The sequence below is a fragment of the Thauera aminoaromatica genome, from assembly GCF_000021765.1.
In the GTDB taxonomy this organism is placed as follows: Bacteria; Pseudomonadota; Gammaproteobacteria; order Burkholderiales; family Rhodocyclaceae; genus Thauera; species Thauera aminoaromatica.
Genome location: NC_011662.2, coordinates 3,657,090 through 3,675,172, shown reverse-complemented (window position 1 = coordinate 3,675,172; position 18,083 = coordinate 3,657,090). Strand labels below are relative to the sequence as shown.

The window sequence follows — 18,083 nt, the reverse complement described above, 5'->3', positions numbered from 1 at the left end:
GAAGAATGGACATGACCGACATGAATTCCGCTGCCACCACCACGCCTTCGGGCCGTCGCCAGGGCGAGGTCATCCTCGACCTGCAGAACATCTCGCTGCGCTTCGGCGGTGTAAAGGCGCTGACCGACATCAGCTTCAACATCCGCGAGCATGAGGTGCGCGCCATCATCGGCCCCAACGGCGCGGGCAAGAGCTCGATGCTCAACGTGATCAACGGCGTGTATCACCCGCAGGAAGGCAGGATCATGTTCCGCGGGCAGCAGCGCCAGAAGATGGAGCCGCACATGGCGGCCCAGCAGGGCATCGCGCGCACCTTCCAGAACATCGCGCTGTTCAAGGGCATGAGCGTGCTCGACAACATCATGACCGGGCGCAATCTCAAGATGAAGTGCAACCTCTTCCAGCAGGCGCTGTGGCTCGGCCCGGCGCTGCGCGAGGAGATCGCCCACCGCGAGAAGGTCGAGGAGATCGTCGACTTCCTCGAGATCCAGCACATCCGCAAGACCCCGGTGGGCGCGCTGCCCTACGGCCTGCAGAAGCGCGTCGACCTCGGCCGCGCGCTGGCGATGGAGCCGCAGATCCTGCTCCTCGACGAGCCGATGGCGGGCATGAACGTCGAGGAAAAGCAGGACATGTGCCGCTTCATCCTCGACATCAGCGACCAGTTCGGCACCACGATCGTGCTCATCGAGCACGACATGGGCGTGGTGATGGACATCTCCGACCGCGTCGTGGTGCTCGATTACGGCAAGAAGATCGGCGACGGCACACCCGACGAGGTGCGCAACAACCAGGATGTCATCAACGCCTATCTCGGCAGCGGGCATTGAGCGGAGCGAGTCATGGCATTTTTCATTGAAACGATGTTGGGCGGGCTGATGACCGGCATGCTGTATTCGCTGGTGGCCCTGGGCTTCGTGCTCATCTTCAAGGCCTCGGGCGTGTTCAACTTCGCCCAGGGCGCGATGGTGCTGGTCGCCGCGCTGGCGATGGCGCGCTTCTCCGAGTGGAGCAACGCCGCACTGGGCGGCGACAGCCTCTTCCTCGCCAACGTGATCGGCATCGTCGGCGCCGGCGCGGTGATGTTTGTGGTGGCCTGGGCGGTGGAGCGCTTCGTGCTGCGCAAGCTGGTGAACCAGGAGGGCGCCACGCTGCTGATGGTCACGCTGGGCATCGCCTACGTGCTCGAGGGCCTCGGCCAGACCTTCTTCGGCAGCGAGATCTACTCGATCGACGTCGGCATGCCCAAGGATCCGGTGATCATGTTCGAAGGCCTCTTCGAGGGCGGCGTGCTGATCAACAAGGAAGACTTCATCGCAGCGGCGCTCGCTGCCGTGCTGGTCGCCGGGCTCACGGTGTTCTTCCAGAAGACCGCGATCGGCCGCGCGCTGCGCGCGGTGGCCGACGACCACCAGGCCGCGCAATCGGTGGGCATCCCGCTCAACAAGACCTGGGTGATCGTGTGGTGCGTGGCCGGCCTGGTGGCCCTGGTGGCCGGCATCATCTGGGGCTCGAAGATGGGCGTGCAGTTCTCGCTCGTCACCGTGGCGCTGCGCGCGCTGCCGGTGGTGATCCTCGGCGGCCTGACCTCGGTGCCGGGCGCGATCGTCGGCGGCCTCATCATCGGCGTCGGCGAGAAGCTCTCCGAGGTCTATCTCGGACCCTACGTCGGCGGCGGCATCGAGATCTGGTTCGCCTACGTGATGGCGTTGATCGTGCTGCTGTTCCGGCCGCAGGGCCTGTTCGGCGAAAAGATCATCAACCGCGTCTGACCGGGAGACAACACAGTGTTCTATCGCGAAAACGGCCAGTTCAAGACGAGCTACGCGGCCGACCAACAGATCTTCACCATCGCCCAGGACAAGTGGTTCGTCTGGGGGCTGATCGCCTTTGCCGCACTCGCCGTGCCGATGCTGGCCGACGAGTACATGTTCCGCGCCATCCTGATCCCCTTCCTGGTGCTGTCGCTCGCCGCGCTCGGGGTCAATCTGCTGGTGGGCTATTGTGGCCAGATCACCCTGGGGGCGGGGGCCTTCATGGCGATCGGGGCATATGCGGCGTACAACTTCATGGTGCGCATCGACGGCATGCCGCTGGTGCTGGCGATGCTGCTGGGCGGCGTGTCGGCTGCAGCCTTCGGCATCCTGTTCGGAATTCCCAGCCTGCGCGTGCGCGGCCTCTACCTCGCGGTGGCGACGCTGGCGGCGCAGTTTCTGTGCGACTGGGCCTTCCTGCGCATCGGCTGGTTCACCAACCATTCGTCGTCCGGCTCGGTGTCGGTCGCCAAGCTGGAGATGCTGGGTTGGGTGATCGACTCGCCGACCGAGAAGTATCTGTTCTGCCTCGCCTTCGTGATCGCGTTCGCGTTCATCGCCAAGAACCTCACCCGCGCCGCGATCGGCCGCCAGTGGATGGCGATCCGCGACATGGACGTGGCGGCCGAGGTGATCGGCATCCGCCCGATGTTCGCCAAGCTGTCGGCGTTCGCGGTGAGCTCCTTCTTCGTCGGCGTGGCCGGTGCGCTGTGGGGCTTCGTGCACCTGGGTTCGTGGGAGCCGGCGGCGTTCTCGGTCGATCGCTCCTTCCAGCTGCTGTTCATGGTGATCATCGGCGGCATGGGCTCGATCATGGGCAGCTTCTTCGGCGCCGCCTTCATCGTGATCCTGCCCATCTTCCTCAACCAGTTCCTGCCCCTGCTCGGAAGCCTGGTCGGTGTCACCGTGTCGACCGCCGGCATCTCGCATGCCGAACTCATCATCTTCGGTTCGCTGATCATTTTCTTCCTGATCGTCGAGCCGCATGGCCTCGCCCGACTGTGGTCGATCGCGAAGCAGAAGCTGCGCCTGTGGCCGTTCCCGCACTGATGCAGCGCCATTTCCCGCAGTGCCCAAGAAGCCTATAAAAGGAGGAGACTCATGAAATTCCGCAACCTGGCCCTCGCGGCCGCCATCGCCTCGGTGGGCCTGTCGTCCGCCGTGTTCTCCACCGCCGCGCAAGCTCAGGCGCAGGATCAGTTCTTCCCGGTGCTGGTGTATCGGACCGGCGCCTATGCCGCCAACGGCAACCCATGGGCGAACGGCTATGTCGATTACCTCAAGCTGATCAATGCCCAGGGCGGCATCAACGGCGTCAAGCTGACCTACGAGGAGTGCGAGTTCGGCTACGCCACCGACCGCGGGGTGGAGTGCTACGAGCGCTTGAAGGGCAAGAACGCCACCCTGTTCCAGAGCCTGTCGACCGGCGTGACCTTTGCGCTCACCGACAAGGCCACCGTGGACAAGATCCCGCTGATCACCGCCGGCTACGGCCGCAGCGAGTCGCAGGACGGCTCGGTGTTCACCTGGAACTTCCCGCTGCTCGGCTCGTACTGGGTGGGCGCCGACGTCGCGATCCAGCATATCGGCAAGCAGGAGGGCGGGCTGGACAAGCTCAAGGGCAAGAAGATCGCGCTGGTCTATCACGACAGCCCCTTCGGCAAGGAGCCGATCCCGCTGCTGCAGGAGCGCGCGAAGATGCATGGCTTCGAGCTGCAGCTGCTGCCGGTAGCCCACCCCGGCGTGGAGCAGAAGGCGACCTGGCTGCAGATCCGCCGCGATCGTCCCGACCATGTGCTGCTGTGGGGCTGGGGCGTGATGAACTCGACCGCGATCAAGGAGGCCCAGGCTACGGGCTACCCGCGCGAGAAGATGCTCGGCATCTGGTGGGCGGGCGCCGAGCCGGACGTCAAGGACGTCGGCGCGGGTGCCAAGGGCTACAGCGCCCTGACGCTTCAGCACGGCGCGGAGCCCAACAGCAAGGTCGTCAAGGACATGCTGGCGATGGTGCATGACAAGGGCCAGGGCACCGGCCCGAAGGAGGAGGTGGGCTCGGTGCTGTACATGCGCGGCCTGATCTCGGCGATGCTGGGTGTCGAAGGGGTGCGGCAGGCGCAGGAGCGCTACGGCAAGGGCAAGGTCATGACCGGCGAGCAGGTGCGCTGAGGCCTGGAGAACCTCAACCTCGACCAGGGCAAGCTCGATGCGATGGGTTTTGCCGGCGTGATGCGCCCGGTGCAGACCTCGTGCACCGACCACATGGGCTCGTCGTGGGTGCGCGTGCATACGTGGGATGGCAGCAAGTGGGCGTTCAGCTCCGACTGGTATCAGGCCGACGACAAGGTGCTGCGGCCGATGGTGCTCGAGGCGGCCTCGAAGTACGCCGCCGAGAAGAATCTGCAGCGCCGTACCGCGGAGCAGTGCGCGCAGTAAATTGAAACTGAGTTGAAACGTGCCTCCGCGCCGCGCGGTGCGGAGGCCTTTTCCTGGAATCGAACATGAACGCTCCCAATCCGGCCTTCCTCAGCGTCAACAACATCGAGGTCATCTACAACCACGTCATCCTGGTGCTGAAGGGTGTGTCGCTGTCGGTGCAGGAGGGCAGCATCGTCGCCCTGCTCGGTGGCAATGGCGCCGGCAAGACCACCACGCTGCGCGCGGTGAGCAGCCTGCTCAAGGGCGAGCGTGGCGAGGTGACCAAGGGCTCGGTGGATTACAACGGCGAACGCGTGGACGCGCTGACGCCGGCGGACCTCGTCAAGCGCGGTGTCGTCCAGGTCATGGAGGGGCGGCATTGCTTCGGCCACCTCACCATCGAAGAAAACCTGCGCACCGGCGCCTACACCCGCAGCGACGGCAAGGCCGCGGTCGAAGAGACGCTGGAGAAGGTCTACAACTATTTCCCGCGCCTGAAGACGCGACGGAACAGCCAGGCCGCCTACACCTCGGGTGGCGAACAGCAGATGTGCGCGATCGGTCGTGCGCTGATGGCCAAGCCCAAGCTGGTGCTGCTCGACGAGCCCTCGATGGGCCTTGCGCCGCTGATCGTGGAAGAGGTGTTCGAGATCGTCAAGGATCTCAACACCAAGGAAAGGGTGAGCTTCCTGCTCGCCGAGCAGAACACCATGGTCGCGCTGCGCTATGCCGACTTCGGCTACATCATGGAAAACGGCCGCATCGTGATGGAAGGTGCCGCCAAGGATCTGGCCAGCAACGAGGACGTCAAGGAGTTCTACCTCGGTCTGGCGGGCGAGGGCCGCAAGAGCTTCCGCGACATCAAGCACTATCGCCGCCGCAAGCGCTGGCTGAGCTGACCGCCACCGCCGCGACATCACCCGACAATGCATCGAGCAGGGGAGCCGAGATGAACTTCCACGACACGCGCGAGACCCGCGATCCCGAGGCGCGCGAGCGCGAGCTGCTGAGCCGCCTGCCGGCGCAGATCGCCCATGCGCGCGCCGCCGCGCCCGCCTTCGGCCGCCTGCTGGCCGACGTCGACCCGGATTCGGTCACCAGTCGCGAGGCGCTCGCCACGCTGCCGGTCACACGCAAGTCGGAACTGCTCGAGCTGCAGAAGGCGGCGCGCCCCTTCGGCGGCTTTTCGGCGGTGGGCTGGGGTGCGGCGTGCAGGCGGGTGTTCGCCTCGCCCGGCCCGCTCTACGAACCCGAAGGCGCACGGCCCGACTACTACCGCCTGGCGCGCGCGCTGTTCGCCGCGGGCTTCCGTGCCGGCGACCTGGTGCACAACACCTTCTCGTACCACTTCACGCCCGCCGGCTCGATGATGGAGACGGCCGCGCACGCGCTCGGCTGCACCGTCTTTCCCGCCGGCGTCGGCCAGACCGAGCAGCAGCTCGCGGCGATCGCCGACCTGCAGCCCAACGCCTACGTGGGCACGCCGTCCTTCCTGCGCATCCTGCTCGACAAGGCGGACGAGCTCGGCGTGCGGGTGTCGTTCACCAAGGCCTTCGTCTCCGGCGAGGCCTTTCCGCCCAGCATGCGCGACGCCCTTGCCGCGCGCGGCATCATGGCCTTCCAGGCGTATGCCACTGCAGACATCGGCCTGATCGCCTATGAGACGCCGGCGCGCGAGGGCATGGTGGTGGACGAGGATGTGCTGCTCGAGATCGTCCGCCCCGGCACCGGGGACCCGGTGGCCGTGGGCGAGGTGGGCGAGGTGGTGGTGACCACCCTCAACCCCGATTACCCGCTGATCCGCTTCGGCACCGGCGACCTCTCCGCGGTGCTGCCCGGGGACTCGCCCTGCGGGCGCACCAACGTGCGCATCAAGGGCTGGATGGGGCGCGCCGACCAGACCACCAAGGTCAAGGGCATGTTCGTGCATCCGGGGCAGATCGCGCAGGTTGTGCGACGGCACCCCGAGATCACGCGCGCGCGCTTGGTGGTAGATAATCCCGACCTCGCCGACCGCATGACGCTGATGTGCGAGGCGGCAGGTGGCGGCAGCGAGGCCCTCGCCGCTGCCGTAGCCGCCAGCATCCGCGAGCTGACCAAGCTGCGCGGCGAGGTCGCCTTCCTGCCCGCGGGCGCGCTCGCCAACGACGGCAAGGTCATCGACGACGTGCGCACCTACGAATAGCCCCGAGGAGGCCCTGTCCCTGCGTGTCCCGGTGCCTCCCGCTGGCATACTGCCGTCTTCCCGCAAAACGATGGACGCGCACATGAACCCCGCATCGAACGCTCCCGCACGCGCGCCGCTCGCCGGCGTGCGCATTCTCGACCTCACCCGGCTGCTGCCCGGTCCGCTCGCCACCCAGCACCTGGCCGACTACGGCGCCGAGGTGATCAAGGTGGAAGACACCGGTGCCGGCGACTACGCGCGCACGATGGGCGCGATGGGGGGCGACACCAGCTGGTTCTACCAACTGGTGAACCGCAACAAGCGCAGCCTGCGGCTCGACCTCAAGCAGGAGGCGGGGCGTGCGCTGTTCCTGCGCCTGGTGGAAAGCGCCGATGTGGTGGTCGAGGGCTTCCGCCCGGGGGTGATGGAGCGCCTCGGCCTCGGCTACGCCGTGCTCGCCGAGCGCAATCCGCGCGTAGTGCTTTGCAGCATCAGCGGCTACGGACAGACCGGGCCGTACGCACTGCGCGCCGGCCACGACATCAATTATCTCGGCTACGCCGGCGTGCTCGACCAGATCGGCTGCGCCGGCGGCGCGCCGGCGCTGTCGAACCTGCAGATCGGCGACCTGCTCGGCGGCACCATGGGCGCGGTGATGGGCATCTTGGTGGCGCTGTTCGACGCGCGCCGCAGCGGCCGCGGCCGCGAGGTCGACGTGTCGATGACCGACGCCGCGTTCGCGCACATGATCTTCCCGCTCGCCGAGGTGCTTGCCCACGGTGGCGTGCGGCCGCGCGGCGAGGACCTGCTCACCGGCGGGGTGCCCTGCTACGGCGTGTATGAGACCGCGGACGGCCGCTACATGGCGGTGGGTGCGCTGGAGGAGAAGTTCTGGGGGCTGCTGTGCACTACGCTCGGGCGTGCGGACCTGATCCCGGGGCATCTCGCCACCGGGGCGGACGGAGCACGCGTGCGGGGCGAGCTTGCGACGATCTTCCGCGGACGCAGCCAGCGCGAGTGGGTGGAGGTGTTCGACCCGGTCGATTGCTGCGTGACGCCCGTGTTGCGCCTGGAGGAGAGCCTGCGCGACCCGCAGCTGCGCGCACGCGGCATGGTGGTGGAGACGAACGGCCTGTGCCACGCCGGCGCGGCGGTGCGTCTGGGCGGGATGCCGCCGATACCCGACGCGCCGGCACCGGCGTGTGCGGGGGCGGATACGGATGCGATCCTGGAGGCGCTCGGCGTGGATGCCGAGGAGCTTGCCCGGCTGCGGGGCGCGGGCGTGGTGTAGCCCGCGGCGGGTCGATTACTTGTCGGTGGCCGGCTTGCGGCGGGTGCCACGCGCGCCTTCCTTCGCTTCGGCCGGGGTCGCGGGAGCGGGCGTGGCGGCCGCCTGCGCGCCCATCAGGTTCCACGGCCACATCGCCGCCGCGGCGGCGAAGGGATTGGCTCCAGGCTCGGTCGCGCCGCCGCCTTCGCCTGCCTGCTGGGCCTGTTGGCTCATCGCCTTGACCGCGGCGAGCGCGGCGCGCTGCATCTCGAGTCCCTGGATGCTCATCTGCAGCATGTTCAGGTTCATCTTGAGCCAGCCCTCGACCGCGCGCATGTCGGTGATGCGCTTGTCCAGCTCATCGACATCGAGCGTGGGCGTGACCATGCCGGGCAGGGAGAAACCCATCTGGTTCCACATGCCGCGCACGAACTCGAGCGGATCCTGGGCGTTCTGGTCATTGGACATCGGGCTGCTCCGTTCGGGGGGTTGAGGTGACGGAACAATATTACCCGATGCCGCTGCCCTGCGCTCCATCGCCGTCGCGCGCGCCGAGCAGGCGGTTCATGAGGGCGCGCAGGCGCGAGGGGCGCAGCGGACGGGCGAGCAGATGGGCATTCAGGGCGCGGGCGCGATCGCGCTGCTCGTCGGTGCTGTCGACGACGAGCAGGATCGCGGGCACGTCGGCCAGGTCGGGGCGCATGCGCAGGGCTGCGAGCAGGACAAGGCCGTCGGCCGTGCCGGCGGGCACCGGCGCGAGGATCAGCAGCTCGGTGCCGTGGGGGCGGTCGTCCGCCGGCGCCGTACGGGTGCCGTCGTCCACCGTGCAGCCCCAGTCGGCGAGCAGCTCGGCGGTCGCCTCGAGGGCGGCGGGATCCGCGCCGGCAAGCTGTACCCGGACCCCTTCGAAGCTGCCCGGCGTATGCGCCCGGGAGGCGCCTTCCGGCTGTGCGGCGGGGACCTCCACCGCGAACACCGTCCCGTGGCCGGGCCGCGAGCGGAGGTCGAGCGGCAGCCGGAGCAGGGTGCTGAGGCGGCGCACGATCGCCAGCCCGAGCCCGAGGCCCTTGTCCTGGCCGCGCTCCGGATTGTCGAGCTGGACGAACTCGTGAAAGATCAGTTCCTGCGATTCCGGCGCGATGCCGGGGCCGTTGTCGCGTACCTCCACGCGCAGCCGGTCGCCGCGACGCCGGCAGGCGACCAGCACGCGGCCGTGCGGGGTGTGGCGGATGGCATTCGACAACAGATTGGCGAGGATGCGGTCGAGGAGCAGCGGATCGGTGTGGGCGCGACAGGGCGCACAGCGCAGGTGCAGGTCGAGCCCGCGCTCGGCGGCGACGGCCGACTGACCGGCGACCAGACGCTCGAGGCGCGCCTGCAGGTCGAAGGATTGCGGCACCGGGGTGAGCGCACCCGAATCGAGTCGCGAGATGTCCAGCAGGCTGCCGAGCAGGCCGTCCATGGTCTCGGCCGCGGCCGTGATGCGCTCGAGGATCTGCCGGCTGCCCGCGTCGAGCTCGTGCTGGGAGAGCTCGGACACGAACAGCCCGAGCGCATGCAGCGGCTGGCGCAGGTCGTGGCTGGCGGCGGCGAGGAAGCGCGACTTGGCGATGCTGGCGCGTTCGGCCTCGTCGCGACGTGCGCGCAGCTCGGCGGTCGCCTCTTCGATCTGGCGCGACATCGATGCGTGCGCGGTGCTCAGGCGCCCGGCCATCTCGTTCACGCCCTCGGCCAGGATGCGCAGCGTGCCACCGCCGACCACCGGGACACGGCGGTCGAGTTCGCCGCGGCCGATGCGGAGCACGGTGTCCGCGATGTTGCGGATCGGGCCGCTGACGCTGTAGCTCATCCCCCTTGCGAGCGCGAGACTGCCGACGGCGACCATCAGCATCCAGCCGGCGGCGATCCACAACAGCTCGGCGCGGCGCTGGTCGAGGCGTTCCAGGGACATCTCGATGATGAGGGTGGCGAGGAGTTCGTCCGCCGGCACGGGATCGGACACGGCGTCGATCGGCAGCGGGCGCGGGCGGATCGGCTCGACGATGCGCAGGCGACCTGCGCTCCGCGTCGTGCCCGCGACGGCCGCCTGTGGCGGCGTGGTGTGCTCGAAGCTGCCCGCCCGGGCGATCAGGCTGCGGTCCGGTGCGATGAGCGCGAGTGCCGCCATGTCCTCCTCGAGCAGCAGGCTGTCGAGCAGCTGCTGCAGGGCGATGTGGTCGCCGATGAACAGCGGGTACTCGCTCGCCACCGCGGTCTGGCGGACGTAGGCCTGAGCGCGTGCGCGCAAGGCGTTGTCGAGTTCGCCCAGGCGCAGCGTGGTGTGGGTCGCCGTCATCAGGCCGGCCAGGACCAGCATCGGGATGAAGGCGACCAGCGTGACGCGGGCGCGGATGCCCCAACGGTGGATCAAGGCCGCCTCCTCGGCACGGCATTGCGGGGTTCGGCAGGGCAGGAAGGGGCGGGCATGGCGAGGGCCTCCGGTGGGGCGGGGCGAGCCGTGGACGGCAAGACCGTTCTGCGAGGCTTGCCGACGGTGGGACTCCGCCCGGGGAGTCGATTTTCCTGCGTTTATCGGCGCCGGCGTAGCGCTTGCGCTCGCATGGAGCGTGAAGCCCGGCGGCCGCCTCATGCTATGTTCGGTGCGGAAAGAGGCACGCGGAGGGGAGGGTATGACGAAGATCCTGATCGTGGAAGATCATGCGCTGGTGCGCGAGGCGATGGCGCAGCGCATCGGGCGCCTGGAGCCCGACCTGGTGTGTCTCGAGTCGGCGCGCGCGGACGAGGCGCTGGCCTTGCTCGAGGCGCATGACGACGTCGATCTGGCGATCGTCGACCTGATGCTGCCGGGGGCGAGCGGGTTCTCGCTGCTCGGCGTGCTGGCGAAGCGCTACCCCGACCTGCCGGCGATCGTGGTGTCGGCGATGGACGACGACGCCGCGGTGCGCCGCGCCCTCGCGGCCGGCGCCTCTGGCTTCGTCTCCAAGGCGAGTTCCGGCGAGGTGCTGGCCCAGGCCGTGCGCGAAGTCCTGGAGGGCGGCATGCCGACGCCGCGTGCCAGCCCGTCCGCGACGAGCGCCCGCACGCGTCGCTCCGCCGAGCGCTACGGGGTGACCCTCGCCCAGGCCAGGGTGATGGAACTCCTCGCCACCGGGGGCAGCAATCGCGAGATTGCCAGTCGGCTGGGCCTCACCGAGGGGACGGTGAAGGTGCACATGACGGCGATCTACCGCGCGCTGGGGGTGAGCAGCCGCAGCCAGGCGCTGGTGCTGCTCTCGCGCAGGAACGAGGAGTCCTGAGAGAATCGTCGTGCCGCGATTCGCGGCTCAGTGCGATCGTCGAGCGCCGCCGACCAGGCGCATCGGCATCTCGGCGGGCGACAGGCGCTCATCCTGCTCTTCGCCGGAGGTGTCCTCGTTGTGGTCGATGAAGTCGATCTCCAGCACTTCCAGCAGTTGGCGCGCGACCGCGCGGCAGGCGTTGGCGAGCGGGGTCGGCAGCTGCTCGGGCAGTTGCTTCTGCAGCAGCAGCTTGGTGGAGGAGAGCGCGTTGACCGGGCGCAGGATGCGATCGCGGTGCGCGCCGAGCAGGCGCGCCACGCTGCGGTCGGCGGCCTCGCGCTGCCAGGGGTTGGTGGGCCACTGCGTGGGGATCGCGTAGGCGCGCGGGAACATCTCGAGGTCGCGCAGCACGGTGCGGATGTCTTCGTGCGACTCGCGGAAGGGCAGCAGCACGAGGTCGGAGAGCGCGTAGAGCTTGCGGTCCATCTCGGTGCGGTTGCCGCCGCCGTCGATGACCCCGATCCAGTTCTCCAGCGTGCGCAGCTTGTCGACCACCTTGGTCAGCGAGTCGCGTGTGCGCGCGTCGGCCAGCACGTAGCGCCGTCCGGCGGGTACCAGCGGCTCGCGCGACGTGTCGGTGAGCACGCAGGCAGCACGCTGGCCAAGCAGGCCGAGGCCCTGGCACAGCATGTGCGAGAGGGTGGTCTTGCCGGTGCCGCCCTTGTTGCCGATCACGCAGATGATCTCAGCCATGACGCTTCAGTCCTTTGCATGCAGTCCTTGCATGACGGGGATTATCGACGCCGCACGCAAGCGGGCGAGCGCGGAAAAGCGCCGCTTCGCGGGGCCAATTCAGCCGCTTCGGCGCTCTCCGCGTGCGCCCATGCGATAGAGGAAGAGGCGCGTGCCACGGCGGTCGCCGACGTCGATCACCGCGTCCGGCTCGTGGCCGGGCACCGCGAAGCTGTTGCTGACCAGGGTGCTGTCCGGGGGCATCTCGGCGGACGCCTTGGCCCAGACCGCCGCCATCGGCACCGGCGAGAGGAAGGCGTACACCAGATCGTAGCCGCTCCAGTCGGCGGCGAAGAGGTCGCCGCGCAGCCACTCGATGTTGGCGTGACGGCGCAGCAGCAGGCGTCCGATCGCCCACGTCGCCGGCGCCAGCTCGATGCCGGTGAAGCGGCAGTCGGGACGCGCCTGCGCGAGCGGGCGCAGCAGCGCACCGGTGCCGGCGCCGATGTCGAGCATCCGCGCCGGATGGGCCGGCAGCAGCTTCCCTACCGCCGCTGCCGTGGCCGGGTTGCTGAGGTAGAGCGGGACCTGGGTGCGGAAGCTCGTCCAATACACCAGTACGAGGATGACGAAGGCGGCGAGATACCACCCGGGATGGATGCCCGCGCCGTGCGCGACCACCGCCAGCGGCAAGAAGCCGAGATGGATCGGCAGCCACCAGCGCGCGCTGCGCAAGCCGGCCGCGACCGTCGCCGCGACGAGCGCCTGCACGCTCACCAGCGGCCACAGTCCGACGAGCGCGCCGGTGCGCGCGAGCGCGACCGCGGCGGCCAGACCGGCGAGCTGGGCGAGGAGGGCCTTCAGGGCGGGGGGCATGGCGTGTCTGCCGAAAGGATCCGAACCGGGGGATCATACCGCCCCGGTTCGATGATCCGTCGCCGAGCCGCGTGGGTTGTCGACGCCGGATTCGCGCCAGCCGCGCCAGCCGCGCCTCCGGCGAAGCGCAGGCGGCGCAGCTCGCACATCGAGGCTCGAAAGTTTTTTTTCAAAAGGCTTTGACTTCTCCGGGGAAGGCCTCTATAGTGCGGGGCTTCCCGGACGGAGGGATACCCAAGCGGTCAACGGGATCAGACTGTAAATCTGACGGCTCAGCCTTCGAAGGTTCGAATCCTTCTCCCTCCACCAAGTTTCAGTCGTGCCGTGCTCGTCACGGTCGGCGTGGCAAATGCAGTGTATGGCTGCGAGTTGTGATAGGCGCGGAGTTGCGCGCAGGCAAGAGAACACAGTTGCAGGCGTGTGCGGGTGTAGCTCAATGGTAGAGCAGAAGCCTTCCAAGCTTATGACGAGGGTTCGATTCCCTTCACCCGCTCCAGGTTCGCTGCGGTTTGCCCGAGGTTTCGGGGCCCATGTAGCTCAGTGGTAGAGCACTCCCTTGGTAAGGGAGAGGCCACGTGTTCAATCCACGTCATGGGCACCATCCATTTTCTGCCTGGCCTGGGCGGCGGCCAACGAGTGTGGTCGCCGCGCCGGTTTTTATGGTTCTGATTTTAAGGATAGCGATATGGCTAAGGGTAAGTTCGAGCGCACCAAGCCTCACGTCAACGTCGGCACCATCGGCCACGTCGACCATGGCAAGACCACGCTGACCGCTGCGATCACCACCATCCTGTCGAAGAAGTTCGGCGGCGAGGCGAAGGCCTACGACCAGATCGACGCGGCGCCCGAAGAGAAGGCGCGCGGCATCACCATCAACACCGCGCACGTCGAGTACGAGACCGCGAGCCGTCACTACGCGCACGTCGATTGCCCGGGCCACGCCGACTACGTCAAGAACATGATCACCGGTGCCGCGCAAATGGACGGCGCGATCCTGGTGTGCTCGGCCGCCGACGGCCCGATGCCGCAGACGCGCGAGCACATCCTGCTGGCCCGTCAGGTCGGCGTGCCGTACATCATCGTCTTCCTGAACAAGTGCGACATGGTCGACGACGAGGAGCTGCTGGAGCTCGTCGAGATGGAAGTGCGCGAGCTGCTGTCGAAGTACGACTTCCCCGGCGACGACATCCCCATCGTCAAGGGTTCGGCGCTGAAGGCGCTCGAGGGCGACCAGTCGGACATCGGCGAGCCGGCGATCTTCCGCCTGGCTGACGCGCTGGACAGCTACATCCCGACGCCCGAGCGTGCGATCGACAAGCCTTTCCTGCTGCCGATCGAAGACGTGTTCTCGATCTCGGGTCGCGGCACCGTGGTGACCGGTCGTGTCGAGCGCGGCATCGTGAAGGTCGGCGAGGAAATCGAGATCGTCGGCATCAAGCCGACGGTCAAGACCACCTGCACCGGCGTGGAGATGTTCCGCAAGCTGCTCGACCAGGGCCAGGCCGGCGACAACGTCGGCGTGCTGCTGCGCGGCACCAAGCGTGAAGACGTCGAGCGTGGTCAGGTGCTGTGCAAGCCGGGTTCGATCACCCCGCACACCCACTTCACCGGCGAGATCTACGTGCTGTCGAAGGAAGAGGGCGGTCGTCACACCCCGTTCTTCAACAACTACCGTCCGCAGTTCTACTTCCGCACCACCGACGTGACCGGTTCGATCTCGCTGCCCGAAGGCACCGAGATGGTCATGCCGGGCGACAACGTGTCGATCACCGTCAAGCTGATCGCCCCGATCGCCATGGAAGAAGGTCTGCGCTTCGCGATCCGCGAAGGTGGCCGTACCGTCGGCGCCGGCGTCGTCGCCAAGATCATCGAGTAATCGCTCGATTATTGCCAGACAGGCGCACCCGCTCGGGTGCGCCTTGCAGTGTCCGCTGCAGGGGTATAGCTCAACTGGCAGAGCGTCGGTCTCCAAAACCGAAGGTTGGGGGTTCGATTCCCTCTGCCCCTGCCAACATTTTCCGGGTGTTCATCCGCAATGGCCGATAAGTTGAAATTTGCGCTGGCGCTGGCACTGTTGGCAGCCGGCGTAGTCGGCTTCTACGTGCTGTCCGAGCAGCCTCTCGTGCTGCGCGTGCTTTCCGTGCTTGCGGGCCTGGGTGCCGGCATCGCCGTCGCCGCCCTCTCCGAGCCGGGTCGCCGCTTCATCGGTTTCGCCCGCGAATCGATCACCGAAACCAAGAAGGTCGTCTGGCCGAGCCGCAAGGAAACCACGCAGACCACCGGTCTGGTGTTCGCGTTCGCGGTGGTGATGGCGCTCTTCCTGTGGCTGACGGACAAGAGCCTGGAGTGGGTCCTGTACGATCTGGTCCTGGGTTGGAAGTGATATGAGCAAGCGTTGGTATGTGGTTCACGCCTATTCGGGCTTCGAGAAGTCCGTTCAGCGCGCCCTGATCGACCGCGTCAATCGGTCGGGCATGCAGGATAGTTTCGGTCAGATCCTGGTGCCCGTCGAAGAGGTCATCGAGATGCGCGGCGGCCAGAAGACCGTCACCGAGCGCAAGTTCTTCCCCGGCTATGTTCTCGTCGAAATGGAAATGAACGACGAGTCCTGGCACTTGGTGAAGTCGACGCCCAAGGTCACCGGCTTCGTCGGCGGTACGGCGAACAAGCCCGCCCCGATCTCCGAAAAGGAGGTCGAGAAGATCATGCAGCAGATGCAGGAAGGCGTCGACAAGCCGCGTCCCAAGGTGCTGTTCGAGATCGGCGAGGTGGTTCGCGTCAAGGAAGGGCCGTTCACCGACTTCCATGGCAGCGTCGAGGATGCAAACTACGAAAAGAACAAGCTGCGCGTGTCGGTGACCATCTTCGGTCGCGCCACGCCGGTGGAACTCGATTTCGCCCAGGTCGAGAAGACCTGAGCAAGACGGCAGGCCGCGAGGCCTGCCGAAGCCCGTGCACTCGGCCGACGAGCGCGGGCACTGCGAGGAGCGCCGGGTTCTCCGGTGCGCTAGCACTCATCACAGGAGCAAGCCTAGATGGCAAAGAAAATCACTGGCTACATCAAGCTGCAGGTTCCGGCCGGCAAGGCCAACCCCAGCCCCCCGATCGGTCCGGCGCTCGGTCAGCGCGGCCTGAACATCATGGAATTCTGCAAGGCGTTCAACGCCAAGACCCAGGGCATGGAGCCCGGTCTGCCGATTCCGGTGGTGATCACCGCCTTCGCCGACAAGTCCTTCACGTTCATCATGAAGACTCCGCCGGCCACGATCCTGATCAAGAAGGCCGCCGGGATCCAGAAGGGTTCGGCCAAGCCGCACACCGACAAGGTCGGGAAGATCACTCGTGCCCAGGTCGAGGACATCGCCAAGGCCAAGCAGCCGGACCTCACCGCTGCCGACCTCGAAGCCGCCGTGCGCACCATCGCCGGTTCCGCCCGCAGCATGGGCATCACCGTGGAGGGCCTGTAATCATGGCGAAGCTGTCCAAGCGAGTTCAGGCGCTGCGCGCCAAGGTCGACCGTAACCAGGCCTATCCGGTTGCCGACGCCCTGCGTCTGGTCAAGGAGTGCGCCACTGCCAAGTTCGACGAGTCGATCGACATCGCGGTCAACCTTGGTGTCGATGCGCGCAAGTCCGACCAGGTCGTACGCGGTTCGGTCGTGCTGCCCGCGGGTACCGGCAAGTCGGTTCGCGTCGCCGTGTTCGCCCAGGGCGACAAGGCCGAGGCCGCCCGCGCCGCCGGTGCCGAGGTCGTCGGCTTCGACGATCTCGCCGAGCAGGTCAAGGCCGGCAATCTCGATTTCGACGTCTGCATCGCGACCCCTGACGCCATGCGCGTGGTCGGCCAGCTCGGCCAGATTCTCGGTCCGCGCGGCCTCATGCCGAACCCCAAGGTCGGCACCGTGACCATGGACGTCGCCACCGCGGTGAAGAACGCCAAGGCCGGCCAGGTGCAGTACCGCACCGACAAGGCGGGCCTGGTGCACGCCACCATCGGCCGCGCCTCGTTCGAGGTCGATGCGCTGCAGCAGAACTTGACCGCCTTCGTCGATGCCCTCGTCAAGGCCAAGCCGGCCGCGGCGAAGGGGATCTACCTGCGCCGCATCGCCGTCTCCAGCACCATGGGTGCCGGCGTGCGCGTGGAGCCGGGCAGCCTCAACCCTGCCTGATTGCCGGGACGTCCGCCCAGGGGCGGACGCTCCGCCGAACTTTGAGCCGTAGCCGCCCGTCCGGGGCTGCGGATCGTCAAAGACCGCAGGTGTGGCCCCGGCAAGGTGCCGCTTAAGCATGTGAATGGCCTGCGTAGACGGTGTGCTCAGAACAGGATTTGGCCGGTTCGCCGGCCGCGCTCCTGATCCAGGTCGCCGTAGGTGCGAGCCGCGCGAGCGGTTCGCGTGTTGACTTGAAAGGAGGAAAGACCTGTGGGTCTCAATCTCGATGACAAGAAAGCCGTAGTGGCTGAGGTGTCGGCACAAGTGGCCAATGCCCAGACGATCGCGGTGGCCGAGTATCGCGGCATTGCGGTGGGCGATCTCACCGCGCTGCGTGCCAAGGCCCGCGAGTCTGGCGTGTACCTGCGCGTGCTGAAGAACACCCTGGTCCGTCGTGCGATCGCCGGCACCCCGTTCGAGGGGCTGGCGGGCGATCTGACCGGTCCGCTGATCTATGGCATTTCGGCCGATCCGGTCGCTGCAGCCAAGGTGCTGAACGACTTCGCCAAGGGCAACGACAAGATCGTGCTGCGCGCCGGTTCCTACGCGGGCAAGACGCTCGACAAGGCCGCCGTGCAGGCGCTCGCCTCGATCCCGAGCCGCGAAGAGCTGCTCGCCAAGCTGCTGGGCGTCATGCAGGCGCCGGTGTCCGGTTTTGCCGGTGCGCTCGCCGCCCTCGCCAAGAAGCGCGAGGAAGAAGGCGCTGCCGCCTGACCGCAGCCTTCCGCTACGAAAATTTTCGCAAGATTATCGATTCTGGAGTGATTTGAAATGGCAATCAGCAAAGAAGACATCCTGGAAGCCGTCGCCGGCATGACCGTGATGGAACTGAACGACTTGGTCAAGGCGTTCGAAGAGAAGTTCGGCGTGTCCGCGGCCTCGCTGGCCGTGGCCGCTCCGGGCGCCGGTGCCGCCGCCGCCCCGGTGGAAGAGAAGACCGAATTCGACGTCGTGCTGCTCGAAGCCGGCGCCAAGAAGGTCGAGGTCATCAAGGTCGTCCGTGCCGCCACCGGCCTGGGCCTGAAGGAAGCCAAGGACGTGGTCGACGGCGCGCCGAAGACCGTCAAGGAAGGCGCTCCGAAGGCCGACGCCGAGGCGCTCAAGAAGCAGCTGGAAGAAGCTGGCGCGAAGGTCGAAATCAAGTAATATTCGGCTTCCCAGCGGGGCTGGCACTCTTCGGAGTGCCGGCCCTTTCGTGCTTTGTAATCGAGATTGCGGGTCGAGCCGCACTTCTCGATGGCAGGCCAGAGCGTTTGCCGATCGTCCGGCCGGGCTTGCAGTCAGGCTGCAGGCTGCCGGAGCCGCCCGAACGTTGTGTCCT

Annotated in this window: 18 protein-coding genes, 4 tRNA genes and 1 pseudogene; 19 read left to right on the top strand and 4 right to left on the bottom strand. The window is 67.3% G+C overall.

All coding sequences use genetic code 11. From position 1 onward, the window contains the following. The first annotated feature begins 5 nt into the window (after nucleotides 1–5). The 7 genes and pseudogenes from TMZ1T_RS16240 (at nucleotide 6) to TMZ1T_RS16210 (ending at nucleotide 7,687) form a co-directional block, all read left to right on the top strand. On the top strand, nucleotides 6–830 hold the full coding sequence (locus tag TMZ1T_RS16240; protein ID WP_012585924.1) for an ABC transporter ATP-binding protein: 825 nt from the start codon (nucleotides 6–8) through the stop codon (nucleotides 828–830). Nucleotides 831–842: 12 nt separating this feature from the next. Further along, nucleotides 843–1,772 carry a branched-chain amino acid ABC transporter permease gene (locus tag TMZ1T_RS16235; RefSeq protein ID WP_004298379.1) on the top strand — a complete coding sequence of 310 codons (930 nt, stop codon included), beginning with the start codon at nucleotides 843–845 and terminating at the stop codon, nucleotides 1,770–1,772. A 15-nt stretch (nucleotides 1,773–1,787) separates the two neighbouring features. Further along, complete coding sequence (locus TMZ1T_RS16230; protein WP_004298380.1) at nucleotides 1,788–2,864, top strand: branched-chain amino acid ABC transporter permease; 1,077 nt, start codon at nucleotides 1,788–1,790, stop codon at nucleotides 2,862–2,864. A 51-nt stretch (nucleotides 2,865–2,915) separates the two neighbouring features. Further along, nucleotides 2,916–4,247, top strand: a pseudogene (locus TMZ1T_RS16225) (ABC transporter substrate-binding protein). Between the two features lie 65 nt (nucleotides 4,248–4,312). Continuing rightward, on the top strand, nucleotides 4,313–5,128 hold the full coding sequence (locus tag TMZ1T_RS16220; protein WP_004298382.1) for an ABC transporter ATP-binding protein: 816 nt from the start codon (nucleotides 4,313–4,315) through the stop codon (nucleotides 5,126–5,128). A gap of 50 nt (nucleotides 5,129–5,178) precedes the next feature. Beyond that, nucleotides 5,179–6,414 carry a phenylacetate--CoA ligase family protein gene (locus TMZ1T_RS16215; protein ID WP_012585923.1) on the top strand — a complete coding sequence of 412 codons (1,236 nt, stop codon included), beginning with the start codon at nucleotides 5,179–5,181 and terminating at the stop codon, nucleotides 6,412–6,414. Between the two features lie 82 nt (nucleotides 6,415–6,496). Then, nucleotides 6,497–7,687, top strand: a complete 1,191-nt coding sequence (locus tag TMZ1T_RS16210; RefSeq protein WP_012585922.1) for a CaiB/BaiF CoA transferase family protein — start codon at nucleotides 6,497–6,499, stop codon at nucleotides 7,685–7,687. 15 nt (nucleotides 7,688–7,702) lie between these two features. On the opposite strand, the gene TMZ1T_RS16205 is transcribed toward TMZ1T_RS16210, so the two are convergent. Both TMZ1T_RS16205 and TMZ1T_RS16200 read right to left on the bottom strand, forming a co-directional pair. Then, on the bottom strand, nucleotides 7,703–8,134 hold the full coding sequence (locus TMZ1T_RS16205; protein ID WP_012585921.1) for a PhaM family polyhydroxyalkanoate granule multifunctional regulatory protein: 432 nt from the start codon (nucleotides 8,132–8,134) through the stop codon (nucleotides 7,703–7,705). A gap of 40 nt (nucleotides 8,135–8,174) precedes the next feature. Continuing rightward, on the bottom strand, nucleotides 8,175–10,076 hold the full coding sequence (locus TMZ1T_RS16200) for a hybrid sensor histidine kinase/response regulator (protein WP_012585920.1): 1,902 nt from the start codon (nucleotides 10,074–10,076) through the stop codon (nucleotides 8,175–8,177). A 259-nt stretch (nucleotides 10,077–10,335) separates the two neighbouring features. Here TMZ1T_RS16200 and TMZ1T_RS16195 point away from each other — a divergent pair, with 259 nt between their 5' ends. Next, nucleotides 10,336–10,962, top strand: coding sequence for a response regulator transcription factor (locus TMZ1T_RS16195; protein WP_004298392.1), 627 nt, complete (start codon nucleotides 10,336–10,338; stop codon nucleotides 10,960–10,962). A 27-nt stretch (nucleotides 10,963–10,989) separates the two neighbouring features. Here TMZ1T_RS16195 and TMZ1T_RS16190 read toward each other — a convergent pair whose 3' ends face one another. Together TMZ1T_RS16190 and TMZ1T_RS16185 are read right to left on the bottom strand one after the other, a co-directional pair. Further along, on the bottom strand, nucleotides 10,990–11,697 hold the full coding sequence (locus tag TMZ1T_RS16190; protein ID WP_004298394.1) for a P-loop NTPase family protein: 708 nt from the start codon (nucleotides 11,695–11,697) through the stop codon (nucleotides 10,990–10,992). Nucleotides 11,698–11,796: 99 nt separating this feature from the next. Continuing rightward, the gene (locus TMZ1T_RS16185) at nucleotides 11,797–12,552 is read right to left on the bottom strand and encodes a class I SAM-dependent methyltransferase (protein ID WP_012585919.1); all 756 of its coding nucleotides are present in this window, start codon (nucleotides 12,550–12,552) and stop codon (nucleotides 11,797–11,799) included. Between the two features lie 224 nt (nucleotides 12,553–12,776). Here TMZ1T_RS16185 and TMZ1T_RS16180 point away from each other — a divergent pair. The 11 genes from TMZ1T_RS16180 to rplL all read left to right on the top strand — a co-directional run bounded on the left by TMZ1T_RS16180 (nucleotide 12,777) and on the right by rplL (nucleotide 17,908). Further along, nucleotides 12,777–12,861, top strand: a tRNA-Tyr gene (locus tag TMZ1T_RS16180). Nucleotides 12,862–12,974: 113 nt separating this feature from the next. After that, nucleotides 12,975–13,048 (top strand) — tRNA-Gly (locus tag TMZ1T_RS16175). Between the two features lie 30 nt (nucleotides 13,049–13,078). Next, a tRNA-Thr gene (locus tag TMZ1T_RS16170) sits at nucleotides 13,079–13,153 on the top strand. A gap of 84 nt (nucleotides 13,154–13,237) precedes the next feature. Continuing rightward, nucleotides 13,238–14,428, top strand: coding sequence for an elongation factor Tu (gene tuf / locus TMZ1T_RS16165; RefSeq protein WP_004298398.1), 1,191 nt, complete (start codon nucleotides 13,238–13,240; stop codon nucleotides 14,426–14,428). 59 nt (nucleotides 14,429–14,487) lie between these two features. Further along, a tRNA-Trp gene (locus tag TMZ1T_RS16160) sits at nucleotides 14,488–14,563 on the top strand. A 24-nt stretch (nucleotides 14,564–14,587) separates the two neighbouring features. After that, entirely contained in the window at nucleotides 14,588–14,935 is a 348-nt protein-coding gene (secE, locus tag TMZ1T_RS16155) for a preprotein translocase subunit SecE (protein WP_004298399.1), read from the top strand. Between the two features lies 1 nt (nucleotide 14,936). Further along, nucleotides 14,937–15,470 carry a transcription termination/antitermination protein NusG gene (gene nusG, locus TMZ1T_RS16150; RefSeq protein WP_004298401.1) on the top strand — a complete coding sequence of 178 codons (534 nt, stop codon included), beginning with the start codon at nucleotides 14,937–14,939 and terminating at the stop codon, nucleotides 15,468–15,470. A 117-nt stretch (nucleotides 15,471–15,587) separates the two neighbouring features. After that, a complete protein-coding gene (gene rplK, locus TMZ1T_RS16145; RefSeq protein ID WP_004298403.1) occupies nucleotides 15,588–16,019 on the top strand; it encodes a 50S ribosomal protein L11 in 432 nt (143 codons plus the stop codon). A gap of 2 nt (nucleotides 16,020–16,021) precedes the next feature. Beyond that, nucleotides 16,022–16,720 carry a 50S ribosomal protein L1 gene (gene rplA, locus TMZ1T_RS16140; RefSeq protein WP_004298405.1) on the top strand — a complete coding sequence of 233 codons (699 nt, stop codon included), beginning with the start codon at nucleotides 16,022–16,024 and terminating at the stop codon, nucleotides 16,718–16,720. A gap of 252 nt (nucleotides 16,721–16,972) precedes the next feature. Next, nucleotides 16,973–17,476, top strand: coding sequence for a 50S ribosomal protein L10 (gene rplJ, locus TMZ1T_RS16135; RefSeq protein WP_004298407.1), 504 nt, complete (start codon nucleotides 16,973–16,975; stop codon nucleotides 17,474–17,476). Between the two features lie 57 nt (nucleotides 17,477–17,533). Next, nucleotides 17,534–17,908: a 50S ribosomal protein L7/L12 gene (gene rplL / locus TMZ1T_RS16130; protein WP_004298409.1), complete on the top strand. Its 375-nt coding sequence runs from the start codon at nucleotides 17,534–17,536 to the stop codon at nucleotides 17,906–17,908. Nucleotides 17,909–18,083: the final 175 nt, after the last annotated feature.